Source organism: Centipeda felix (genome assembly GCF_900186465.1).
GTDB lineage: Bacteria > Bacillota > Negativicutes > Selenomonadales > Selenomonadaceae > Centipeda > Centipeda felix.
Map to the genome: position 1 here is coordinate 601,958 of NZ_LT891959.1, position 17,993 is coordinate 619,950.

The window sequence follows — 17,993 nt, forward strand, 5'->3', positions numbered from 1 at the left end:
CTAGAATATCACGTCTGCAATATCACGCAATGAACCCGTGATTTTCAAAACATTTCTTTTGATTATACACAAAGTGCACGGCAAAGACAAATTTTTTCAGGCTTTTCTACTCTTTTGCGATAGCACGAACCGTATCGGCGAACGCTGTCACATCGTCCTCACGCGTAAAGCGTCCGAGGCTCACACGGATCGCCGTGCGCGCCTCCTCCGGTGGGCAGCCCATCGCACACAGGACGTGGGATGGGTGCGCTGCCCCCGCACTGCACGCACTGCCGCCCGATACGGCAAAGCCCGCGAGATCCAGACGGATGAGCAGCGTATCCTGTGGGATGTCCCGTATGCCAAAGCTCAGGATGCCCGCCAGCCGCTCCTCTCTGTGCCCGTAAAATCGAATGCCGTCGATGTCCGAAAGTGCGGTGCGCAGCGACTCAGCCGCAGCGCGCAGGCGCACATCCTCTGCGCCCATCTCCGCACAAGCAATCGCCGCCGCACAGCCGCAGCCGACGATCCCCGCGACATTCTCCGTGCCCGCGCGCATATCGCGTTCCTGTGCGCCGCCATATAGAAGCGGAGCCATCCGCAATGTGCGGCGCACGTAGAGCACGCCGACACCCTTCGGACCGCAGAATTTATGCGCCGAAAGCGAGAGCGCATCGACGTACAGTTCCTCCACATCGAGTGGAATATGTCCCGCCGCCTGCACGGCATCCGTATGAAACGGAATCCCGCGCGCCCGAAGGAGCGCGCCGATTTCCGCAATCGGCTGAATCGTACCGACCTCGTTGTTCGCCGTCATGATCGTGACCAACGCCGTATCCTCACGCAGGGCCGCCGCCACATCGGACGGAGCAACGCGCCCCGTGGCATCGACGGGCACCTCCGTCAGTGCATACCCGTGTGCCGCCAGATCGCGGCAGGTCTCGCGCACGGCGGGATGCTCAACGGCGGAGGTCACGATATGCCGACAGCCTGCCTTTCGCCGCTCCTCCGCAATGCCGCGCAGTGCCCAGTTATCGCTCTCCGTCCCGCCGCTGGTAAAGAACACCTCTGATGGAGACGCGCCAATGAGCGCCGCCACCTCCTCCCGCGCGCGCATGACACCGCGCCGCGCCGCCTGTCCAAAACAGTGCAGGCTCGAAGGATTCCCGCACACCTCCGTCAGATACGGCTGCATCGCCATGAGGACACGCGCATCGAGCGGCGTCGTGGCGGCATAGTCGAGGTAGACCGGCATCACTGATTGCCCCCCGCACGGCGATGTCCGCGCTGTACGAGATCGGAGAGGGCAATGTTGTTCAGCACACTGTTGATGCTGTCACAGACCTCCTCCCAGATCTGCCGCGTCACGCAGTTCCCGGCGCGCTCACAGCTCTGATCGCGCGCCTCCGCATCCGTCAGCAGGCAGTCCACGAGAGCGATCGGGCCCTCCACGGCCGTGATGATCCGCCCGATCGTAATCTTCTCAGGTGGGAGCGCGAGCGTATAGCCCCCCTGCGCCCCGCGCACACTCTCAACCAGTCCTGCGCGACGCAGCGGCACCATCAGCTGCTCCAAATAGTGCTCGGAGATCCCCTGTGTCGCTGCAATCGCATGCAGCGGAACGACGCCCTTGCCGTAGCGCAGGGCGAGCTCATAGAGCGCCGTGACACTGTAACGCCCCTTCGTTGAAAGTTTCATAAAGATCTCCTGTGTGGGCAAATCCTACCGTTTACCCTAAAATCATACTGATATCATTATAAATGAGTTTCTTTTTCCTGTCAAAATGCAGACGTACGGATGCTGCTATGCGCCCGTCGAGCCGAAGCCGCCGCTGCGCGCCCGACCGAATCCCGCCATATCGCCGTCCGCCGTCAGATAACACGTAAAGATGCCCTGCGCGATCCGCTCTCCCGCCGCAATCGACACGGGCTCTCGTCCGTAATTGTATAGGGGGATGATAATATGCCCCTCGTTGTCCGCATTTCCATAGTAGTCTGCATCGATCACGGCGACACCGTTCATCAGCATGAGCTGACGTTTCACCGCCATGCTTGAGCGAATGTAGAGCAGCAGAACCTCATCCGCCTGCATATATGTCTTGAGACCCGTCGGCACCATGGCAAAGCCCTGCGGGACGATCTCCACGGCAGCCGCCGCTGCAAGATCATACCCCGCACTCGCCCCCGTCTTGCGCTCGGGGAGCAGCACGCCCGCCCCTACGTACGCCGAGACGATCTCGAATCCTCGCTGCTTCATCGCTTCTCCTCCATCAGGGAACAGATAAAAAGGAAAAAGCCGCTGCACCGCAGGCGGCACAGCAGCGTGATAGATTCGGTACGGATTACGACACATCATCCCCCGTCCGCACCGGCTGTGCCGGCGTAATAGTCGAGACAGCATGTTTATAGATCATCTGCTGTTTTCCCATGACATCCATCATGAGGACAAAATTATCAAAGCCTCTCACGGTGCCCTTGATCTGGAAACCGTTCAGGAGATGGATCGTCACAGGAATTCCGTCTTTCCGTACCTGATTGAGAAAATTATCCTGTAAATTGATGACCTTAGCCGTCATTCTTCGGTGCTCCTTTCGCCTGCCATGCCTGTACATCCGTCAAAATACGCTCCAGCAGTTCCGGTTCCGTCCACGCGTCCGCATCGTACCAGCGGATGTAGGGCATCCTCCGATACCACGTCAGCTGACGCTTCGCAAAATGCCGCGTTGCCGTCTGCACGGCCGTGATGGCCTCCGCGCGCGTAATCTCTCCTGCAAGATGCGCAGCTGTCTCCTTATAGCCGATGCCCTTCATTGCAGGAGCATCGCGGCGCACACCGCTGTCCAAAAGGCGCTGCACTTCTGCGCACAGCCCTGCGGCAAACATCGCCTCAACGCGCTCATTGATGCGTGCATAGAGATGTGCCCTCTCCCGTGTGAGCCCAATGACGAGAGCATCATAGGGCGGTGCACCGCGCTTCATCGCATGCGCACACGAGATGCTCTCATCGCCGTAGCGCGCGACCTCGAGCGCGCGGATCACGCGGCGCAGATTGTTCGCGTGAATTCGCTCTGCCGCAGCGGGGTCACAATACGCGAGAAAGCGATGTATGCGGCCGCTGCCGCGGCGTGCGGCGATGCCCGCCATAGCGTGGCGGAAACACGTATGCTCCTGCGTCACGTTGAAGTCATATCCCTCGACGAGCGCCTTGACGTAGAGTCCCGTCCCTCCGACGACGAATGGCAGCCGCCCTGCTGCATCAAAGTCACGTACAAGTTCCGACACGCGCGCAACAAACTCCGTCACGGAGAACGTCTCATCCGCATCGAGCACGTCGACGAGATGATGCGGCACACGGGCACGTTCCTCCGACGTCGGCTTCGCACTGCCGATGTCAAAGCCGCGATAGACAAGCATTGAATCCCCGGAGATGATCTCCGTTCCAAGCTCCTCCGCAAGGTGCAGTGAGAGCGCCGTCTTGCCCACTGCTGTGGGGCCAAGGAGAACGAGCAGAGGCGTCTTCCGCGCCCGCATCAAAGCTCCATCGTATCTCCGGGTGCCATGATATGCACCCTGGCTCGCGTCATGGCTTCCGTCACATCCTTGTAGTGCCGTGCCTCCTGTTTGATGACCGGCCACGTATTGTAGTGAATGGGGATCACATGCCCCGCGTTGACCCACTGCGCCGCCATCGCTGCATCCTCAAGTCCCATCGTATAGTTATCGCCGATGGGAAGAACGGCATAGTCGATGCTGTCCTTGCGTCCAATGAGCTGCATATCGCTGAACAGCGCCGTATCGCCCGCATAGTAGAGCGTCCGGCCGCCGATATACACGACAAACCCGCAGGCGATCCCGCCCGCCACGCCCGCGCTGTGCTGGGCGAACGTCATACGCACCTTGCCGAACGGCAGATTGAGCGAGCCGCCGATATTCATCGGGCAGGATGCAATCTCCGCCAGTGACTGACTCTCACAGACACTGATGACCTCCGGCGTCGAGACGATCTTCGCCCCGGTACGCGCTGCAATCGACGGCGCATCACCCAGATGATCCCCGTGCGCATGAGAAACGAGAATATAGTCACACGCCACATCGTCTGCCTTAACGCTGGCGACGGGATTTCCTGTCAAAAATGGATCGACGAGCACCTTATGCGTCCCATCATCCAACAAAAATGCTGCATGCCCGTAGTAACTGAATTTCACCAATGCAATCACTCCCCTCAATAACACAGTAATTCATCTTTATTATACGTCCCGCCCTCATATTGTCAATAGAAAAGCCGTCCAACGCAGATACTGCATTGGACGGCTTTTAAGAAAGGAAACAGAAGCACTATTCCTTATAATGCTTTTGCCACTCATGATGGAAATCACCGCTCCTATCAATGCGGCGATAGGTGTGTGCACCAAAGTAGTCACGCTGCGCCTGAATGAGGTTCGCACCACCGCAGGGACTGCGATAGGCATCCAGATATTGCAGAGCGTTTGCCATAGCTGGAATGGGAATACCACGCTCTGCCGCCAGTGCGACAACACGACGCAAGCTGCTTTGATTCGCATTGATTTTATCCATAAAGAACTCATCAAAAATAAGATTCTCCAATTGCGGATTTCTACGATACGCCTCCGCAATTTTAGTCAAGAACGCAGCCTGAATAATGCAGCCTGCGCGGAAAATGGAAGCAATACGTCCATAATCCAGTGTCCAGTGGTAGATCTCTCTCGCCGACCGGTATAGGGCAAACCCCTGAGCATACGCAATGATCTTAGCTGTATAAAGACTTTGTCGTACCATTTCAACCAAATCTGCCGGCACTTTAGACGTGCCATTTGGAGCAGAAAATTTCTTTGATGCCTCAGCACGGGATACCTGAAGATTTGACATAACGCGTGCATTACATGCTGCTGTGATCATCGACACATTAACACCCTGCTCAAGTGCTGCGATACTCGTCCAACGCCCAGTCCCCTTCTGCCCTGCGCTGTCCAATATCTTATCGATAATCTGCCCGCTTCCCTCATCGCTTTCCTTAAAAATATCTGCCGTAATGCCGATGAGAAAACTTTTTAATTCGCCCTGATTCCATACATGATAAACCTCAGCCATGGCATCATTACTGAGACCCCCGACGTATTTTAAAATCAGATAGCTTTCGGCGATGAGCTGCATATCCGCATACTCGATGCCGTTATGCACCATCTTGACATAGTGCCCCGCGCCATCCTCACCAATGTAGGTACAGCAAGGTGAACCGTCTTCAGCTCGTGCTGCCACAGACTCAAAGATGGGTCTCAGGTTCTCGTAGGCATCTTTTTCACCGCCCGGCATAATACATGGGCCATTGCGAGCACCATCAGCTCCGCCTGAGATACCCGTCCCAAAATAGTGGATTTTATGCTGTTTCGCATAATCACACCGGCGAATGGTATCTTTAAAGAAGGAATTTCCACCATCAATGATGATATCCCCATGCTCCAACATGGGAATAAGCTGGTCAACCACAGCATCGACCGGTGCCCCCGCCATAATGAGCAGCATGATACGACGCGGACGTTTGAGGGACTGAACAAACTCGCTCAAATCATAATAACCAGTCATATTTTCATGCGGATGTTCTCTCAGTACTTGCTCCGTAAGATCGGGAGTATAATTATAGCATGCAACCCGAAATCCATGGTCTGCCATATTGAGCGCCATATTGCTTCCCATAACGGCCATCCCGACCATACCTATATCATTGAACGCCAACATAAACACCTCCCCCAGCCAACATGAATTTCTTACACTTCAGGCACACTGGTTTTTCCATAGATTTTTTGAACGCCGCGATGCGAGAGGAAGCAAAATGTCATGCAGAGCAACGCACCAACCATGATGAGGTAGAACCCGCTGTCCCATCCAAAATGGTCAACCACATAGCCAAATAACGTTGTTCCCATAGAACTTCCGACCAAATAGCTCATCAAACCTCTGAGGCCCACTGCCGACCCCAGTGCAAAGCTCGGAATAACTTCCATTGCCTGAACGGCAACCATGGACTGGGGAATATAAATCAAGCATCCTGTGATCGTAGCAAAAATCGTAATTGCGAACACAGAGTCAGACTGCATATAACCAAACACGCAGAGAAATACGACAATCAGGCAGACGAAGGGGAGCATCATGACGCGTCCCTTGAAGAATTTGTCCACCAAATAGCCTGCAACAAGCGTCGATGGTATCGCAGCCCATTCAAACAGCATAAACGACACACCCATCTCCTGCCGCGTAAGTCCCTTGACGGTGAGCAAATAGAGGGGAATCCACGTAATCATGCCAAACCGAACCATGTAGGTGAAGATGTCAATGCCGACCAAATACCATGAATTCTCATTTTTGAATACGTATTGATAGAAAATCTTCCACGCAGACATATCTTTCGGACGGTCATCGGATTTTTTTAGTACCTTCTCCGTAACGGACTCTTCATGAGAGATCTCATCGACCGTCGGAAGACCTTCCTCTACAGGACGGCGCTTCACCAGGAGTAATACGAGAACAACACAGATCAAGGCGACAATACAGGGAACAATGTAAGCAGCAATACGCCAATGTTCTGTTCCAAGGTACGCCATTGCAGCTCCGACAATCGGCGCAACAAGACCGCCGCCAATGTTGTGAGACACGTTCCACGAAGTGCTCGCACGCCCTCTCTCTGAGCGAGAAAACCAGTGCCCTACTGTGATAATTGAAGGGCCTACCCCATCCCCTGACACAGACCAAGCAAAACAACCAAGCCCACAAAGAGATAGAAGCTCGTGCTGAACCCCATGGCTACATTGATCAGGATACAAAGAATCAGCCCCGTTGCCATAAAATAACGCGGGTTGGATTTATCTGCAAGTACGCTCATAAATCCTTTGCTCAGTCCATACGTGATCAACATACAGCTGCTCAGCAGACCGATCTCCGTAGCACTAAGATTCATTTCCTCCTTCAAATACGGCGTCGAGAAAATAAAATTGTTTCGTACGATATAGTACGCCATATAGCCGATAAACACGCCTAACAGAGACTGCATTTTGAAGCGATTAAACTTCTTGACCGTTTCTTGGTCATACATTTTTGTCTGCATAGTGCTCCTCCTAAAAACTACAGCAAATTACGACATATATCCCCCTTCCATTATTTTGTATTCTTTATGAACGTCTATAAAGATGATATTATTATATCAATATCTGCTTTTTATTGCAAGTATGTTGTCATTTATTCCATAATTAATGATATTATTATATCAAAAAAACTACCTTTGAGAATCATCTCAAAGGTAGTTTTTCCTATATCAAGTTCTTTTCTCTGCGATCACCTTGCGCATCTTGCGGATATTCTCCCGATAGACTGTTGGATTCGCCATAGCCACTCCCATGTAAAGGAGATCAACGATCGCCATGTGAATCAACCGTGACGCTACAGACTCTGACTGGTATCGTATCTCGCGCCCCATTCCATGCAGTGTAATATCGGTGCGTTTTGCAAGTGCTGAATGGACATAGCTGGTAATGCCGATAATCCTTGCTCCGCTTGCCTTAGCAACATCAACACTCTGCAGCAGCTCTGCCGTAGTCCCGGTATGTGAAACAGCGATGACAACATCATGTTCTGTAAGAAGAGCCGCAGACGTTATCTGCTGGTGTGAATCGGAATACGCCTGAACAGGAATACCAAATCGCAAAAAACGTGTTTCAATGTCATGGCAGACTGTTGCTGAGTTCCCAAAGCCATACACCGCAACACGCTGTGCCTGACATATCAACTGAACAGCACGATTCACATCCTCATAATCCAGCAGTTTTAACGTATCCTGCAGTCCTTCTGAAATGCTGCGAAACATCTTCTGTGCAATCGTCGCATAGGAATCACCAGATCGAACATCTTGATAGACAACTTCATCCGAAGAGTATACGGCAGATGCCAGTGCAATTTTCAATCCCTGCAGCCCGCTGAACCCAAGTTTTTTACAGAATCTGGAAACCGTAATTTCTGCGCTTTTTGTATGCGCAGCTAAATCTGAAATCGTCTGTTCAAGGACTTCCCGTGCATGTGCATCAATATAGTCAGCAATGCGCTGCTCCGACTTTGTCAGTGAACGATAGGAATTACGCAATAAGGGGAGAGTCAACGCACGATTTTGCTCCATCGTAGGATTCTCCATTCTGCTGTCCATATTTACTGTATAGAAATGGTCAGCTTCTCGCCGTTGATGTTCCACTCCTTGCTCGTGCCCATCGGCGCATCACAGGAGAGGCTGTCGGCAAGCGTGATCTCGCGGATGAACGCCTCGTTCCTGCGCGCAATCTCAACGAGGCGCGGGTTGCCCGAGAGGTCGAGCGCAATGTGATCCGTCACCTCAAGGCCGCATTCCTTGCGCATCGTCTGCACCTTGCTGATGATCTCGCGGACAAACCCCTCCTCGATCAGCGCCTCGGTGAGCGTGGTCGACAGGGCGACCGTCACGCCGCCATAACTCTGGCAGTTGTACCCATCGCGCTGGGAGACCGTCACCTCAACATCCTCGGCCGTCACCGTGACATCGCCGTCGGGCAGATGAAGCGTATAGCTTCCGTCCCCGGCGAGAGCATCCTTGACGGCTGCGCCGTCGCTCACCTCGAGTGCCTTTTTGACCGCGCCCATCTGCTTGCCGACCTTCGGCCCGAGGACGTGGAAATTCGGCTTGACATGATAGGCGAGGAAGTCCGACATATCGTCGCGGAAGATGACCTCCTTGATGTTCAGCTCATCTTCGATGATCTTCACGAAGAAGTCCGGCAGTTCATGTGCCGCCTTGACATACATCTGCCCCACCGGCTGGCGGTTCTTGATGTTCGCCGCGTTGCGTGCCGCACGGCCGAGCGTTACGACCTCAAGCACGACCTCCATATTGTCCTCAAGCGCGGGATCAATCCACGCCTCGTTTGCCGTCGGGAAGTCCGCGAGGTGCACCGAGATCGGCGCATTCTTATCCACGGAGCAGACCAGATTGCGGTAGATGCTCTCCGTGATGAACGGCACCATCGGTGCCGCCGCCTTCGCCGTCGTCACGAGTGCCGTATAGAGCGTCAGATAGGCGTTTACCTTATCCTGCTCCATCCCCTTCGCCCAGAATCGGCTGCGGCAGCGGCGGACATACCAGTTCGACAGCTCTTCGACGAAGGACTGCAGTGCCTTGGCCGCCTCTGTGACACGGTAATGAGCAAGGCAGTCATCCACCGTGCGCACCATCGTGTTCAGGCGCGAGAGCACCCAGCGATCCATCACCGAAAGCTGGTCATAGTCCAGCGTGTACTTGGTCGGATCGAATTCGTCGATATTCGCATAGAGCACGTAGAACGCATAGGTGTTCCACAGCGTCCCCATGAATTTGCGTGCGCCCTCCTGCACGGCATCGTCATGGAAGCGGTTCGGCAGCCACGGTGCGCTGTTCTCGTAGAAGTACCAGCGGATCGCGTCCGCGCCGTGCCGTCCGAGGGCATCCATCGGGTCAACAGCGTTGCCCTTAGACTTGCTCATCTTCTGCCCGTCTTTATCCTGCACATGACCGAGCACAATGACGTTGCGATAGGGGCTCTTATTAAAGAGCAGCGTGCTGATGGCGATCAGTGAGTAGAACCAGCCACGCGTTTGATCGACGGCCTCGGAGATGAAGTCCGCCGGGAAGTATTTTTCAAAGATTTCCTTGTTTTCAAACGGATAGTGCCACTGAGCAAACGGCATGGAACCCGAGTCAAACCAGCAGTCAATGACCTCGGGCACACGGTGCATCATCTCTCCGCACTCCGGGCACGGGAACGTGATCGCATCGATGTACGGGCGATGCAGCTCGATGTCCGCCGGGCAGTTTGGCTGCAGCTCGCGCAGCTCCGCAATCGAGCCGACCGCGTGCTCATGTCCGCAGGAGCATTTCCATATATTGAGCGGCGTTCCCCAGTAGCGGTTGCGGCTGATGCCCCAGTCCTGCACGTGCTCGATCCAGTTGCCGAAACGCCCCTCGCCGATGGACGGCGGGATCCAGTTGACCGTCTTGTTGTTCGCAACGAGCTCGTCGCGCACAGCCGTCATGCGGATGAACCACGAGGCGCGCGCGTAGTAGATGAGCGGCGTGTCGCAGCGCCAGCAGTGTGGATAGCTGTGCGTGAACTCCGGCGCCTTGAAGAGCTTGCCGCTCGTTTCGAGATCGTCGAGAATCAGCGGATCCGCATCCTTCACGAAGACGCCCGGCCAATCCGTCTCCTCGGTCATCTCGCCCTTTTCGTTGACGAACTGAACGAACGGCATATTGTACTTGCGGCAGACGCGGTTATCGTCCTCGCCGAATGCCGGTGCCATGTGGACGATGCCCGTGCCGTCCTCCGTGGTGACGTAATCGTCACAGGTCACGAAGAATGCCTTGTCACGTACATCCTGTGTCACAAAGGGATAGAGCGGTTCGTACTTGCGGTACTCGAGCTCGCTGCCCTTCATCTTGGCAAGCTCCTCACGCTCGCCCCACGAGCCGTCGAACACGCTGTCCACGAGAGCCTCGGCGAGGTAGTAGACCTTGTCGTAGACGCGCAGCTTGACGTAGGTCACGTTCGGGTTCACGCAGAGGGCGAGGTTCGACGGGAGCGTCCACGGGGTCGTCGTCCATGCGAGGAAATAGGCATCCTCGTCCGCCGCCTTGAACTTCACGATGGCAGAGCGCTCGGTGACATCCTTATAGCCCTGCGCCACCTCGTGCGAGGAGAGCGGCGTGCCGCAGCGCGGGCAGTACGGGACAATCTTATGTCCCTGATAGAGCAGTCCCTTCTTCCAGATCTCCTTCAGCGCCCACCACTCGGACTCGATAAAGTCGTTCTCGTACGTAATGTAGGGATGCTCCATATCCGCCCAGAAGCCGACGACATCGGAGAACTGCTCCCACATGCTCTTGTACTTCCAGACGGACTCACGGCATTTCTTGATAAACGGCTCGATGCCGTACTCCTCGATCTGCTCCTTTCCGTTGATGCCGATCGCCTTCTCGACCTCCAGCTCAACGGGCAGCCCATGCGTGTCCCAGCCCGCCTTGCGGAGCACCTTGCGCCCCTTCATCGACTGATAGCGCGGCAGCATATCCTTGATGACACGCGTCAAAACGTGCCCGATATGTGGGCGGCCGTTCGCCGTCGGCGGGCCGTCGTAGAACGTGAACGTATCGCAGCCCTCACGCTGGTCAACGGCACGCTGTGCAATATGATTATCGCGCCAAAAATCCGCAACGGCTTTCTCGCGCGCGGCAAAATCCAGATTTGTATCTACTTTTTCGTACAAAGGAATCCCTCCCGCAGCATACATAGTCATGCTATTCTAGCACGGGAACGGCGATTTTTCAAGGAACAGGCGGCACCTGTGCAAGATTTCCCTTGCACCTTTATGTAAAGAGTGCTATAACCTACGGTGAATCATATAGGAAGCGAAGGGGATCTTATGCACACATTCAAACATTTACTCACTGCTCTGCTGTTATGCACGCTCTGCATTATCCCGTACACGGTCTCTGCTGCCGATGCGAATGCAGACTACCGCGGCTATGTCTGGCGCATCGATGCGGCGGCGGGGGATGCGGCGGAGCTGCCGCACAATTTCCGCACGGCGGCATCACCGTTCCAAACGCGGAAAGACGCAGCAAAGTTCGGCGTTGACCCGAACTACACGCCCTCGCGGGAAGGACTGGACGCCCTGCCGCTCTCGGGGAGTGCGGAGTTCTCCGCCCCTGCCTTTCACGCGCTGCTGAACAATCTGCACGCGCGCACAGAGGGCGCGGTCTGCATCGTCGATCTGCGGCAGGAGTCGCACGGCTTCATGAACGGAAATGCCGTCAGTTGGTACGGTAAGCACGACTGGGGCAACATCGGCAGGACGCAGCACGAGGCACTGCGCGACGAGAACACGCGCATCCACAGTGCACAGGGCAAAGATGTCGTGCTCGCTCATCTCGATAAGAAAAAGCAGCCCAAGAATCCGCAGACCGTTCGCGTCACTGAGGCGATGACGGAGCGCGAGCTGGTCGAGGGTGCGGGCGCGCGCTACGTCCGTCTCGCTGTCACCGATCACAAATGGGCAGAGCCGCAGACCATCGACGCTTTTGTCGATCTCGTGAGGAAAATGCCTGCAGACACATGGATGCACTTTCACTGTCAGGCAGGCAAGGGACGCACGACCAGCTTTATGGCGATGTACGATATGATGAAAAATCCCTCCGTCCCGCTGAAGGATATTCTCTATCGCCAGTACCTGCTCGGCGGGGCATACCTCGCCTATGACCCGGCCACGCAGCACGCGGCGACGGGATGGGAGGATGCAGACTACCACCACAAGACAGAGATGATCGCAAAGTTCTACGACTACGTTCAGCAAAACCACGGGAACGGCTATGCCGTACCGTGGAGTACTTGGCTGAAGAAGAATCCATAAGGACATAAGAAAAGGGAGCTGCTGCACGAAGTTAAAACCTTCGAGCAGCAGCTCCCTCTTTGTGCCCCTTCCACCGCTTGCGCGGTCCCCCTTGCTGACCTGTCCAAGAAGCAAGTCCACAGGACGAAGCTGATTGGGTAACAGGTCGTATGGGAAAACGTCCCAAGAACACGAGCGACAGCGATGTGTGATTGGCTGACGTTGACCGCTCCCCGTGATCACGGGGAAGGCTTTAAGGTATAGTGGCGAGCGCAGCGAGCCGATGAGGGGAGTACAGTAATTCTTTTACTGGGGCTTGATATGCCCCGTCTGATAGGCGCGCAGGAGCGCATGGAGATCGGCGATCTTGCTCTCGATGGCGGCACCGCGATCCGTGTCGCGCACGAGCGAGTGGCGTGCCTGCAGCTCAATCGTCTGGGAGACGGACTCTATATCGCGGTTCTCACGCAGGGCGTCGCGCACACTCGCCACGCGCTGATGCTGCAGGAGGCGCAGCCCGCGTGAGTTGTAGATGAGCGTATAACCCGAGATGCCCGTCTTGGCACGGAACGGCGCGGCAAAGCCGCCGTCGATGATGAGGGCGCGCCCGCTGCCGCGCAGAGGGCTCTCCCCCTTCTGCACCTTGACGGGGACGTGCCCGTTGATGATATGCCCGCGCTTCGGGTCGAGCCCGAACTCCTCCAAAATCTTTTCGCAGACCGCCTCATCGTTCACGAGGCGGAAATACGGATCGGACGGCTCCTTCCACGTACTTTCATCAGAGATGAAGGAACGCTCGAACGTCGTGAAGGAGCGCCCCGACACGGGAGAATTGTAGCCGCACCAGAGGAAGTACATGAAGTCCAGCCCCTCCTGCGTGTGCTCATTCCATCCCTCGCGTGCCTTCTCCTCGCAGAAGTCCATCCACGCGCGCCCGCGATATGCCTGTCCCTTGTACGTGATCGTGCGGAATTCCCCCGACTCCTCCATCGGCACACAGGCGTGAAAGAGCAGATTTCCATTGTAGCACGTATAGATGCTGCCGCGCTCATAGAGATAGTCCACATGGCGCTGGAGAGCCTTGCTCTCGAGGAAATACGAGCGCAGATCGGCGATGATATTCTCCTCATCCTCCGTGAGCGCCCAACAGTCAGCAGGATCGTCAATCGTCGGGAAATACGCGCTGTCGAGCTCTACGCGCCGCCCGCCGCCGAGCGTCACGCAGGAGAGATCGAAGTCGATCTTGTCCAGCAGCAGACGATCCTCCATCTGAAAGTCGGGATTACGGCGGATCAGTGCGCCCTCGAGCTTGAACATCATCATCGTAACGGCACGCTCCGCCGCCTTGATGGGGTTCTCGTCGGGGTAGATGCGCGAGGCAAATGTCGTGAGCGGGCGCAGGCTGATGCCGTAGCCGCGCTCCAATACGTCGGTATTGCGGTAGCGGAGGCTGTTGCGGATAACCGCCGCGATGCAGACCTCGCTGCCGAGTGCCGCGCCCATCCAGAGCACATCGTGGTTGCCCCACTGGATATCAACGGACGGATGCTCCATGAGAAGGTCGAGGATGCCGTCAGGGCGGTCGCCGCGGTCGTAGAAATCGCCGATGATGTGGATGCGCTCCACAGAGAGCCGCTTGACCAGCGTACTGAACGCCTCAATATAGTCTGGCCCGCCGCCGATCTCCACGATGGTCTCAATCAGCTGGCGGTAGTACGAAAGCTGTGCCTCATCGTGCTCGGGACGCGTGCTCAGCAGCTCCACAATGACCGACTCATAGCGTTTCGGGATGTAGTTGCGCATCTTGCTCGCGGGGAATTTCCAGCTCATGAGCTTTGTCAGTTCAAGGAGATTCGCGAGATTCTGCTGATACCAGAGCGGAGAAGTCTTCCCCTCCGCCGTCAGCTGCTCCATCTTCTCCCGCGGGTAGTAGATGAGCGTACAGAACTCCGCGCGCTCCTCCACCGTCATGCGGGTCTCAAAGCAATAGTCCACCTTCTCCTTGATGACGCCCGAACAGTTGTTGAGGATATGAAAAAAGGAGTCGTACGCACCGTGCAGATCACTCATAAAGTGCTCCGTGCCCTTCGGCAGTATGAGCTGCGACTTCAGGTAGATGATTTTCTCGTAGACAATCTCCTTCGTCGGATACTTCTCCGCCATCAGGCGAAGAACCTTATCCTCCGCTGCTGCCGCTGTCGTCATGCCATATCCTCCTGTACTCTCATTAGGAAATTTATTGTTTCTATATTTTTCTGTATTTTACCATTAAACTGTGTTTACTTCAATTCAATATTCCTTTTTTGCGCAAGAACTCCTCAGCAACCGCACGGGGCTCCCTGCCCTCGCTTTCAACGGCATGGTTCATCGCCGCCATCTCTGCATCCGAAATGCTGCCCTCAAGGGAGAGAAGTACGGTACTCAGCTCGGGATGGCGCGTCAGCACATCCTCGCGCACGACGTTGCCGCAGCGATAGGACGGGAAAAAGTGCTGATCATCCGTGAGAATGACGGCATCTGCCGCCGAGAGCTGTCCGTCGGTCGTAAACACGGTCATCACATCTACCTGCCCATCCGCGAGTGCCGCATATTTCAGCCCGATGTCGAGGTCAACTGTCCGTGCGAAGAAAAGTCCGTATGCCGCACAGAGCGCAGGATAGCCGTCCTCCCGCTCATAGAAATCGTACTCCGCACCAAAGGTCAGGCGCGGTGCCGCACGGTGCAGATCGGAGTAGGTGTGCAGACCGTACTGCTCCGCGACGGCACGGCGCACGACGAGGCCAAAGGTATCATTGAATCCGTACATGCCAACCCAGCGCATACGAAATGCTTTCTCATAGTCCGCTGTCAGCTGTGAAAATTTCTCCTCGCTGTACTTCGTGTCCTCTTTCAGCACCATATTCCAGCCCGTCCCTGTATACTCTGGATAAATGTCGAATGCTCCGCTCTCCATCCCCGGCTGGATGTTTGATGTTCCGCCGCCGACGCCCGCCGTAATGCGCGCCTCCAATCCCGTATTCTGCTCAATGACCATCTTCAGCATCTCACCCATGATAAGCTGCTCCGTCATGGGCTTCGTCGCGATATGAATGACATCCGCTCTGCCGAAAAATCCATACGTCACACCGCTCGCGGCGATGAGGACAGCTGCCGCCGTGCCCGCATAGGCAATGCGCCTCTTTCCCGTCATCCGTGCGGGACGCTTCAGCCATGCCTCCGCACGTCCCAAGACGGCATCTGCTGAGAGCGCGAGGACGGCGATGAGCAGGCTGCCCGCGATGGTGAGCGCGGGATTGTTCGTCGTAATGCCGCGATAGATCGCAACACCGAGTCCGCCCGCGCCGATGAACGAGGCGATGCCCGCGAGGGCGATCGTCATCGTCGCCATATTGCGGATGCCCGCCATGATGATGGGCATGGCGAGCGGCAGCTGAACGCGCGTCAGCACATAGAAATCCGACCCGCCGAGACTCGCTCCTGCCTCGGAGAGGGACGCGGGGATCTGCGCCAGCCCCGTATGCGTCGCACGTACCATCGGCAGGAGCGCATAGACGGTGAGCGCAATGATCGCCGCCGTATTGCCGATGCCGAAAAACGGGATGAGAAAGCCGAGCATCGAGATCGACGGGATGGTATAGAGGAAGTTGACCACGCCAAGCGTCGGTGCCGCCGCACGCTCATAGCGATAAATGAGAATACCCGCCGTGCCTCCGACGATGATGGCAATGCCGATCGCCGCACCCGAAATCCAAAGGTGCTCGATCATCAGCTGCAAAAAGAACGCACTGCGCTCCGTCATCATCGAAACTACTGCATGTAGCAACGTCATGGTATCCCCCTCCCGTATCGTATTGGAATCACAAATCAAAAAATGTTGATCTTCTCAGCCAAAACGCGGACAAAATAGATGCGCCGCGACGGCATAATGTGTTTTCTTTATACCATATCATTATAGAGAGGACAATGTCCCCTATCTATGATAAATGTTACGGTATGGAATGTCTGTATATCTTCTCCAAACGAACGCATCGTGTTTGTCTCTTCTCCCGTCCTATGATATAATGCCCGTGTAACAATCGTATGGCAGGAGCTGAGTATCCTTGAAAAAATTTCTTTCTTCCACGGTTCATTTTGTCCTCAGCGTTATTGTCGCAGCGGCGGCTGCGGGCTTCTGGTACACGACGGAAAACGTGAGTATCGAGGCGGCATCCGAGATCTTTCTCGGCGTTTTCCTCGCTGCATCGCCGATCCCATGGCTCGTGTCACGCTTGCTGATCGCCCTGCGGATCAAGCGACATCTGCGTGCGGATGGCATTGCATGCAGCCGCATGAGTGCACTTACCGAGCTCATGCACGTGGATACCATTGCCTTCAACCGCAACGGAACGCTGACGGAGGGGGATATCTTCATCTCGGCGCTCGTGCCCGAGGGCATGACGCAGAGCTCGCTGCTCGCACTTGCCGCAAGTGCCGAACGCGACGCTCTCCATCCCTATGCTCAGGCACTCTACCACACTGCCGTCGAGCGCGGGCTGCACCTCACACGACACTCCGCCGCACGTGAGGAGGAGAGCTTCGGCGTAGAGGCACTGATCGTGCGTACACCCGTGCGCGTCGGCAAGAAAGAGTGGCTGCAGGAGGAAAACATCGAGATCAGCGCGGCACTCCTGACGCGCGCCGATCAGCTCGCAACGAGCGGGCAGTCGCCGCTCTTCGTCAGCTCAAGCAAGTACGCGCGCGGCATCATCGCCGTCCGCGACGATCTGCGCATGGAGGCAAAGCGTGCACTGAACGCCCTGCGTCAGCGCGGACTCTCCCTCGTCCTCCTCACGGGCGAGACGAAGCGTCTTGCCAACGCGACGGGCAAGGAACTGCACATCGCCGACGTGCGCTCCGATCTCACGGAGATGGACAAGGCACGCGAGATCCGTCTGCTGCAGTCGCGCGGTGCCATCGTCGCCATGGTGGGCGACCCGATCGCCGATCAGGCCGCTCTGCGCACGGCGGACATCGGCATCGGATGCCCGTCCACCCTCGTAAAGCCGCCCGCCGAAGCAGCGGCGGAGGAAACGGAGACAGATCCTCTGCGTGCCGAGCTGCTAAAGGGGCCGGACGGCACAGCGGCCGCCGCCGAGGTGGTCGAGCCGCTCATCCCCCCCGAGGACGCTGCCTACTTTGAGGCACAGACACGGCGCAATCAGGGCAAGATCGAGAACTATGTCCCCGACATCGCACTGGACAGCGTCGGACTGCCGCGTCTCGTCACCCTGCTCGACGCAGGCGAAGCGGCACGCGTACGCGCTCGCCAGAATACGTGGCTCACCGCACTTTTCATCGCGCTCTGCACACCGACGGCGGCAGGAGTCCTGCCGCTGTTCGATGGCCCGCTTCCCTATCCGTGGGTTGCCGGTGCACTCGCGGCGGTGGTCGGCGTACAGGCAGTCAATGCCCTACGAAAATAATTACGACTAATTCCTAGATAGTTTATTTTATCAATCTAACTTGTATTTCATATAAGCCTATGATATAATGCAGGGAATCGAGGGGCTTTTGTCACACGCCGTG

General features: G+C 56.1%; 15 protein-coding genes. 2 read left to right on the forward strand and 13 right to left on the reverse strand.

Annotated features, from left to right (window positions below; translation table 11 throughout):
- Positions 1 to 106 precede the first annotated feature (106 nt).
- The 11 genes from C1713_RS10265 to ileS form a co-directional block, all read right to left on the reverse strand.
- Positions 107 to 1,234, reverse strand: a complete 1,128-nt coding sequence (locus tag C1713_RS10265; RefSeq protein WP_102493843.1) for a cysteine desulfurase family protein — start codon at positions 1,232 to 1,234, stop codon at positions 107 to 109.
- A complete protein-coding gene (locus C1713_RS10270) occupies positions 1,234 to 1,677 on the reverse strand; it encodes an RrF2 family transcriptional regulator (RefSeq protein WP_102493844.1) in 444 nt (147 codons plus the stop codon). The genes C1713_RS10265 and C1713_RS10270 overlap by 1 nt, the downstream gene beginning before the upstream one ends.
- Positions 1,678 to 1,782: 105 nt before the next feature.
- Positions 1,783 to 2,235 (reverse strand): dCTP deaminase/dUTPase family protein, encoded by a 453-nt coding sequence (locus tag C1713_RS10275; protein ID WP_102493845.1) that lies wholly within the window; start codon positions 2,233 to 2,235, stop codon positions 1,783 to 1,785.
- A gap of 85 nt (positions 2,236 to 2,320) precedes the next feature.
- Positions 2,321 to 2,554, reverse strand: coding sequence for an RNA chaperone Hfq (hfq, locus tag C1713_RS10280; RefSeq protein WP_006690919.1), 234 nt, complete (start codon positions 2,552 to 2,554; stop codon positions 2,321 to 2,323).
- Positions 2,544 to 3,509: a tRNA (adenosine(37)-N6)-dimethylallyltransferase MiaA gene (gene miaA, locus C1713_RS10285; RefSeq protein WP_170950815.1), complete on the reverse strand. Its 966-nt coding sequence runs from the start codon at positions 3,507 to 3,509 to the stop codon at positions 2,544 to 2,546. Before miaA ends, hfq begins: the two co-directional genes overlap by 11 nt.
- Positions 3,509 to 4,186 carry a metal-dependent hydrolase gene (locus C1713_RS10290; protein ID WP_102493847.1) on the reverse strand — a complete coding sequence of 226 codons (678 nt, stop codon included), beginning with the start codon at positions 4,184 to 4,186 and terminating at the stop codon, positions 3,509 to 3,511. Before C1713_RS10290 ends, miaA begins: the two co-directional genes overlap by 1 nt.
- Positions 4,187 to 4,313: 127 nt before the next feature.
- On the reverse strand, positions 4,314 to 5,732 hold the full coding sequence (gene gnd, locus C1713_RS10295) for a decarboxylating NADP(+)-dependent phosphogluconate dehydrogenase (protein ID WP_170950816.1): 1,419 nt from the start codon (positions 5,730 to 5,732) through the stop codon (positions 4,314 to 4,316).
- A gap of 29 nt (positions 5,733 to 5,761) precedes the next feature.
- Positions 5,762 to 6,736, reverse strand: coding sequence for an MFS transporter (locus C1713_RS10300; protein WP_276329533.1), 975 nt, complete (start codon positions 6,734 to 6,736; stop codon positions 5,762 to 5,764).
- The gene (locus C1713_RS12590) at positions 6,718 to 7,095 is read right to left on the reverse strand and encodes an MFS transporter (protein ID WP_276329534.1); all 378 of its coding nucleotides are present in this window, start codon (positions 7,093 to 7,095) and stop codon (positions 6,718 to 6,720) included. The genes C1713_RS10300 and C1713_RS12590 overlap by 19 nt, the downstream gene beginning before the upstream one ends.
- A 207-nt stretch (positions 7,096 to 7,302) precedes the next feature.
- On the reverse strand, positions 7,303 to 8,157 hold the full coding sequence (locus tag C1713_RS10305) for a MurR/RpiR family transcriptional regulator (protein ID WP_050343081.1): 855 nt from the start codon (positions 8,155 to 8,157) through the stop codon (positions 7,303 to 7,305).
- A gap of 29 nt (positions 8,158 to 8,186) precedes the next feature.
- A complete protein-coding gene (gene ileS / locus C1713_RS10310; RefSeq protein WP_102493848.1) occupies positions 8,187 to 11,306 on the reverse strand; it encodes an isoleucine--tRNA ligase in 3,120 nt (1,039 codons plus the stop codon).
- A 156-nt stretch (positions 11,307 to 11,462) separates the two neighbouring features.
- Between ileS and C1713_RS10315 the strand changes: the two genes are divergently transcribed.
- On the forward strand, positions 11,463 to 12,449 hold the full coding sequence (locus C1713_RS10315) for a phosphatase domain-containing putative toxin (RefSeq protein WP_050343078.1): 987 nt from the start codon (positions 11,463 to 11,465) through the stop codon (positions 12,447 to 12,449).
- Between the two features lie 285 nt (positions 12,450 to 12,734).
- Here the strand turns inward: C1713_RS10315 and C1713_RS10320 are convergent, their stop codons facing one another.
- Together C1713_RS10320 and C1713_RS10325 are read right to left on the reverse strand one after the other, a co-directional pair.
- Positions 12,735 to 14,633, reverse strand: coding sequence for a fructose-1,6-bisphosphatase (locus C1713_RS10320; protein ID WP_102493849.1), 1,899 nt, complete (start codon positions 14,631 to 14,633; stop codon positions 12,735 to 12,737).
- Between the two features lie 79 nt (positions 14,634 to 14,712).
- Positions 14,713 to 16,257, reverse strand: coding sequence for an ABC transporter permease/substrate-binding protein (locus C1713_RS10325; protein ID WP_102493850.1), 1,545 nt, complete (start codon positions 16,255 to 16,257; stop codon positions 14,713 to 14,715).
- Between the two features lie 271 nt (positions 16,258 to 16,528).
- Between C1713_RS10325 and C1713_RS10330 the strand changes: the two genes are divergently transcribed.
- Positions 16,529 to 17,890, forward strand: coding sequence for an HAD-IC family P-type ATPase (locus C1713_RS10330; RefSeq protein ID WP_009442899.1), 1,362 nt, complete (start codon positions 16,529 to 16,531; stop codon positions 17,888 to 17,890).
- Positions 17,891 to 17,993 lie beyond the last annotated feature (103 nt).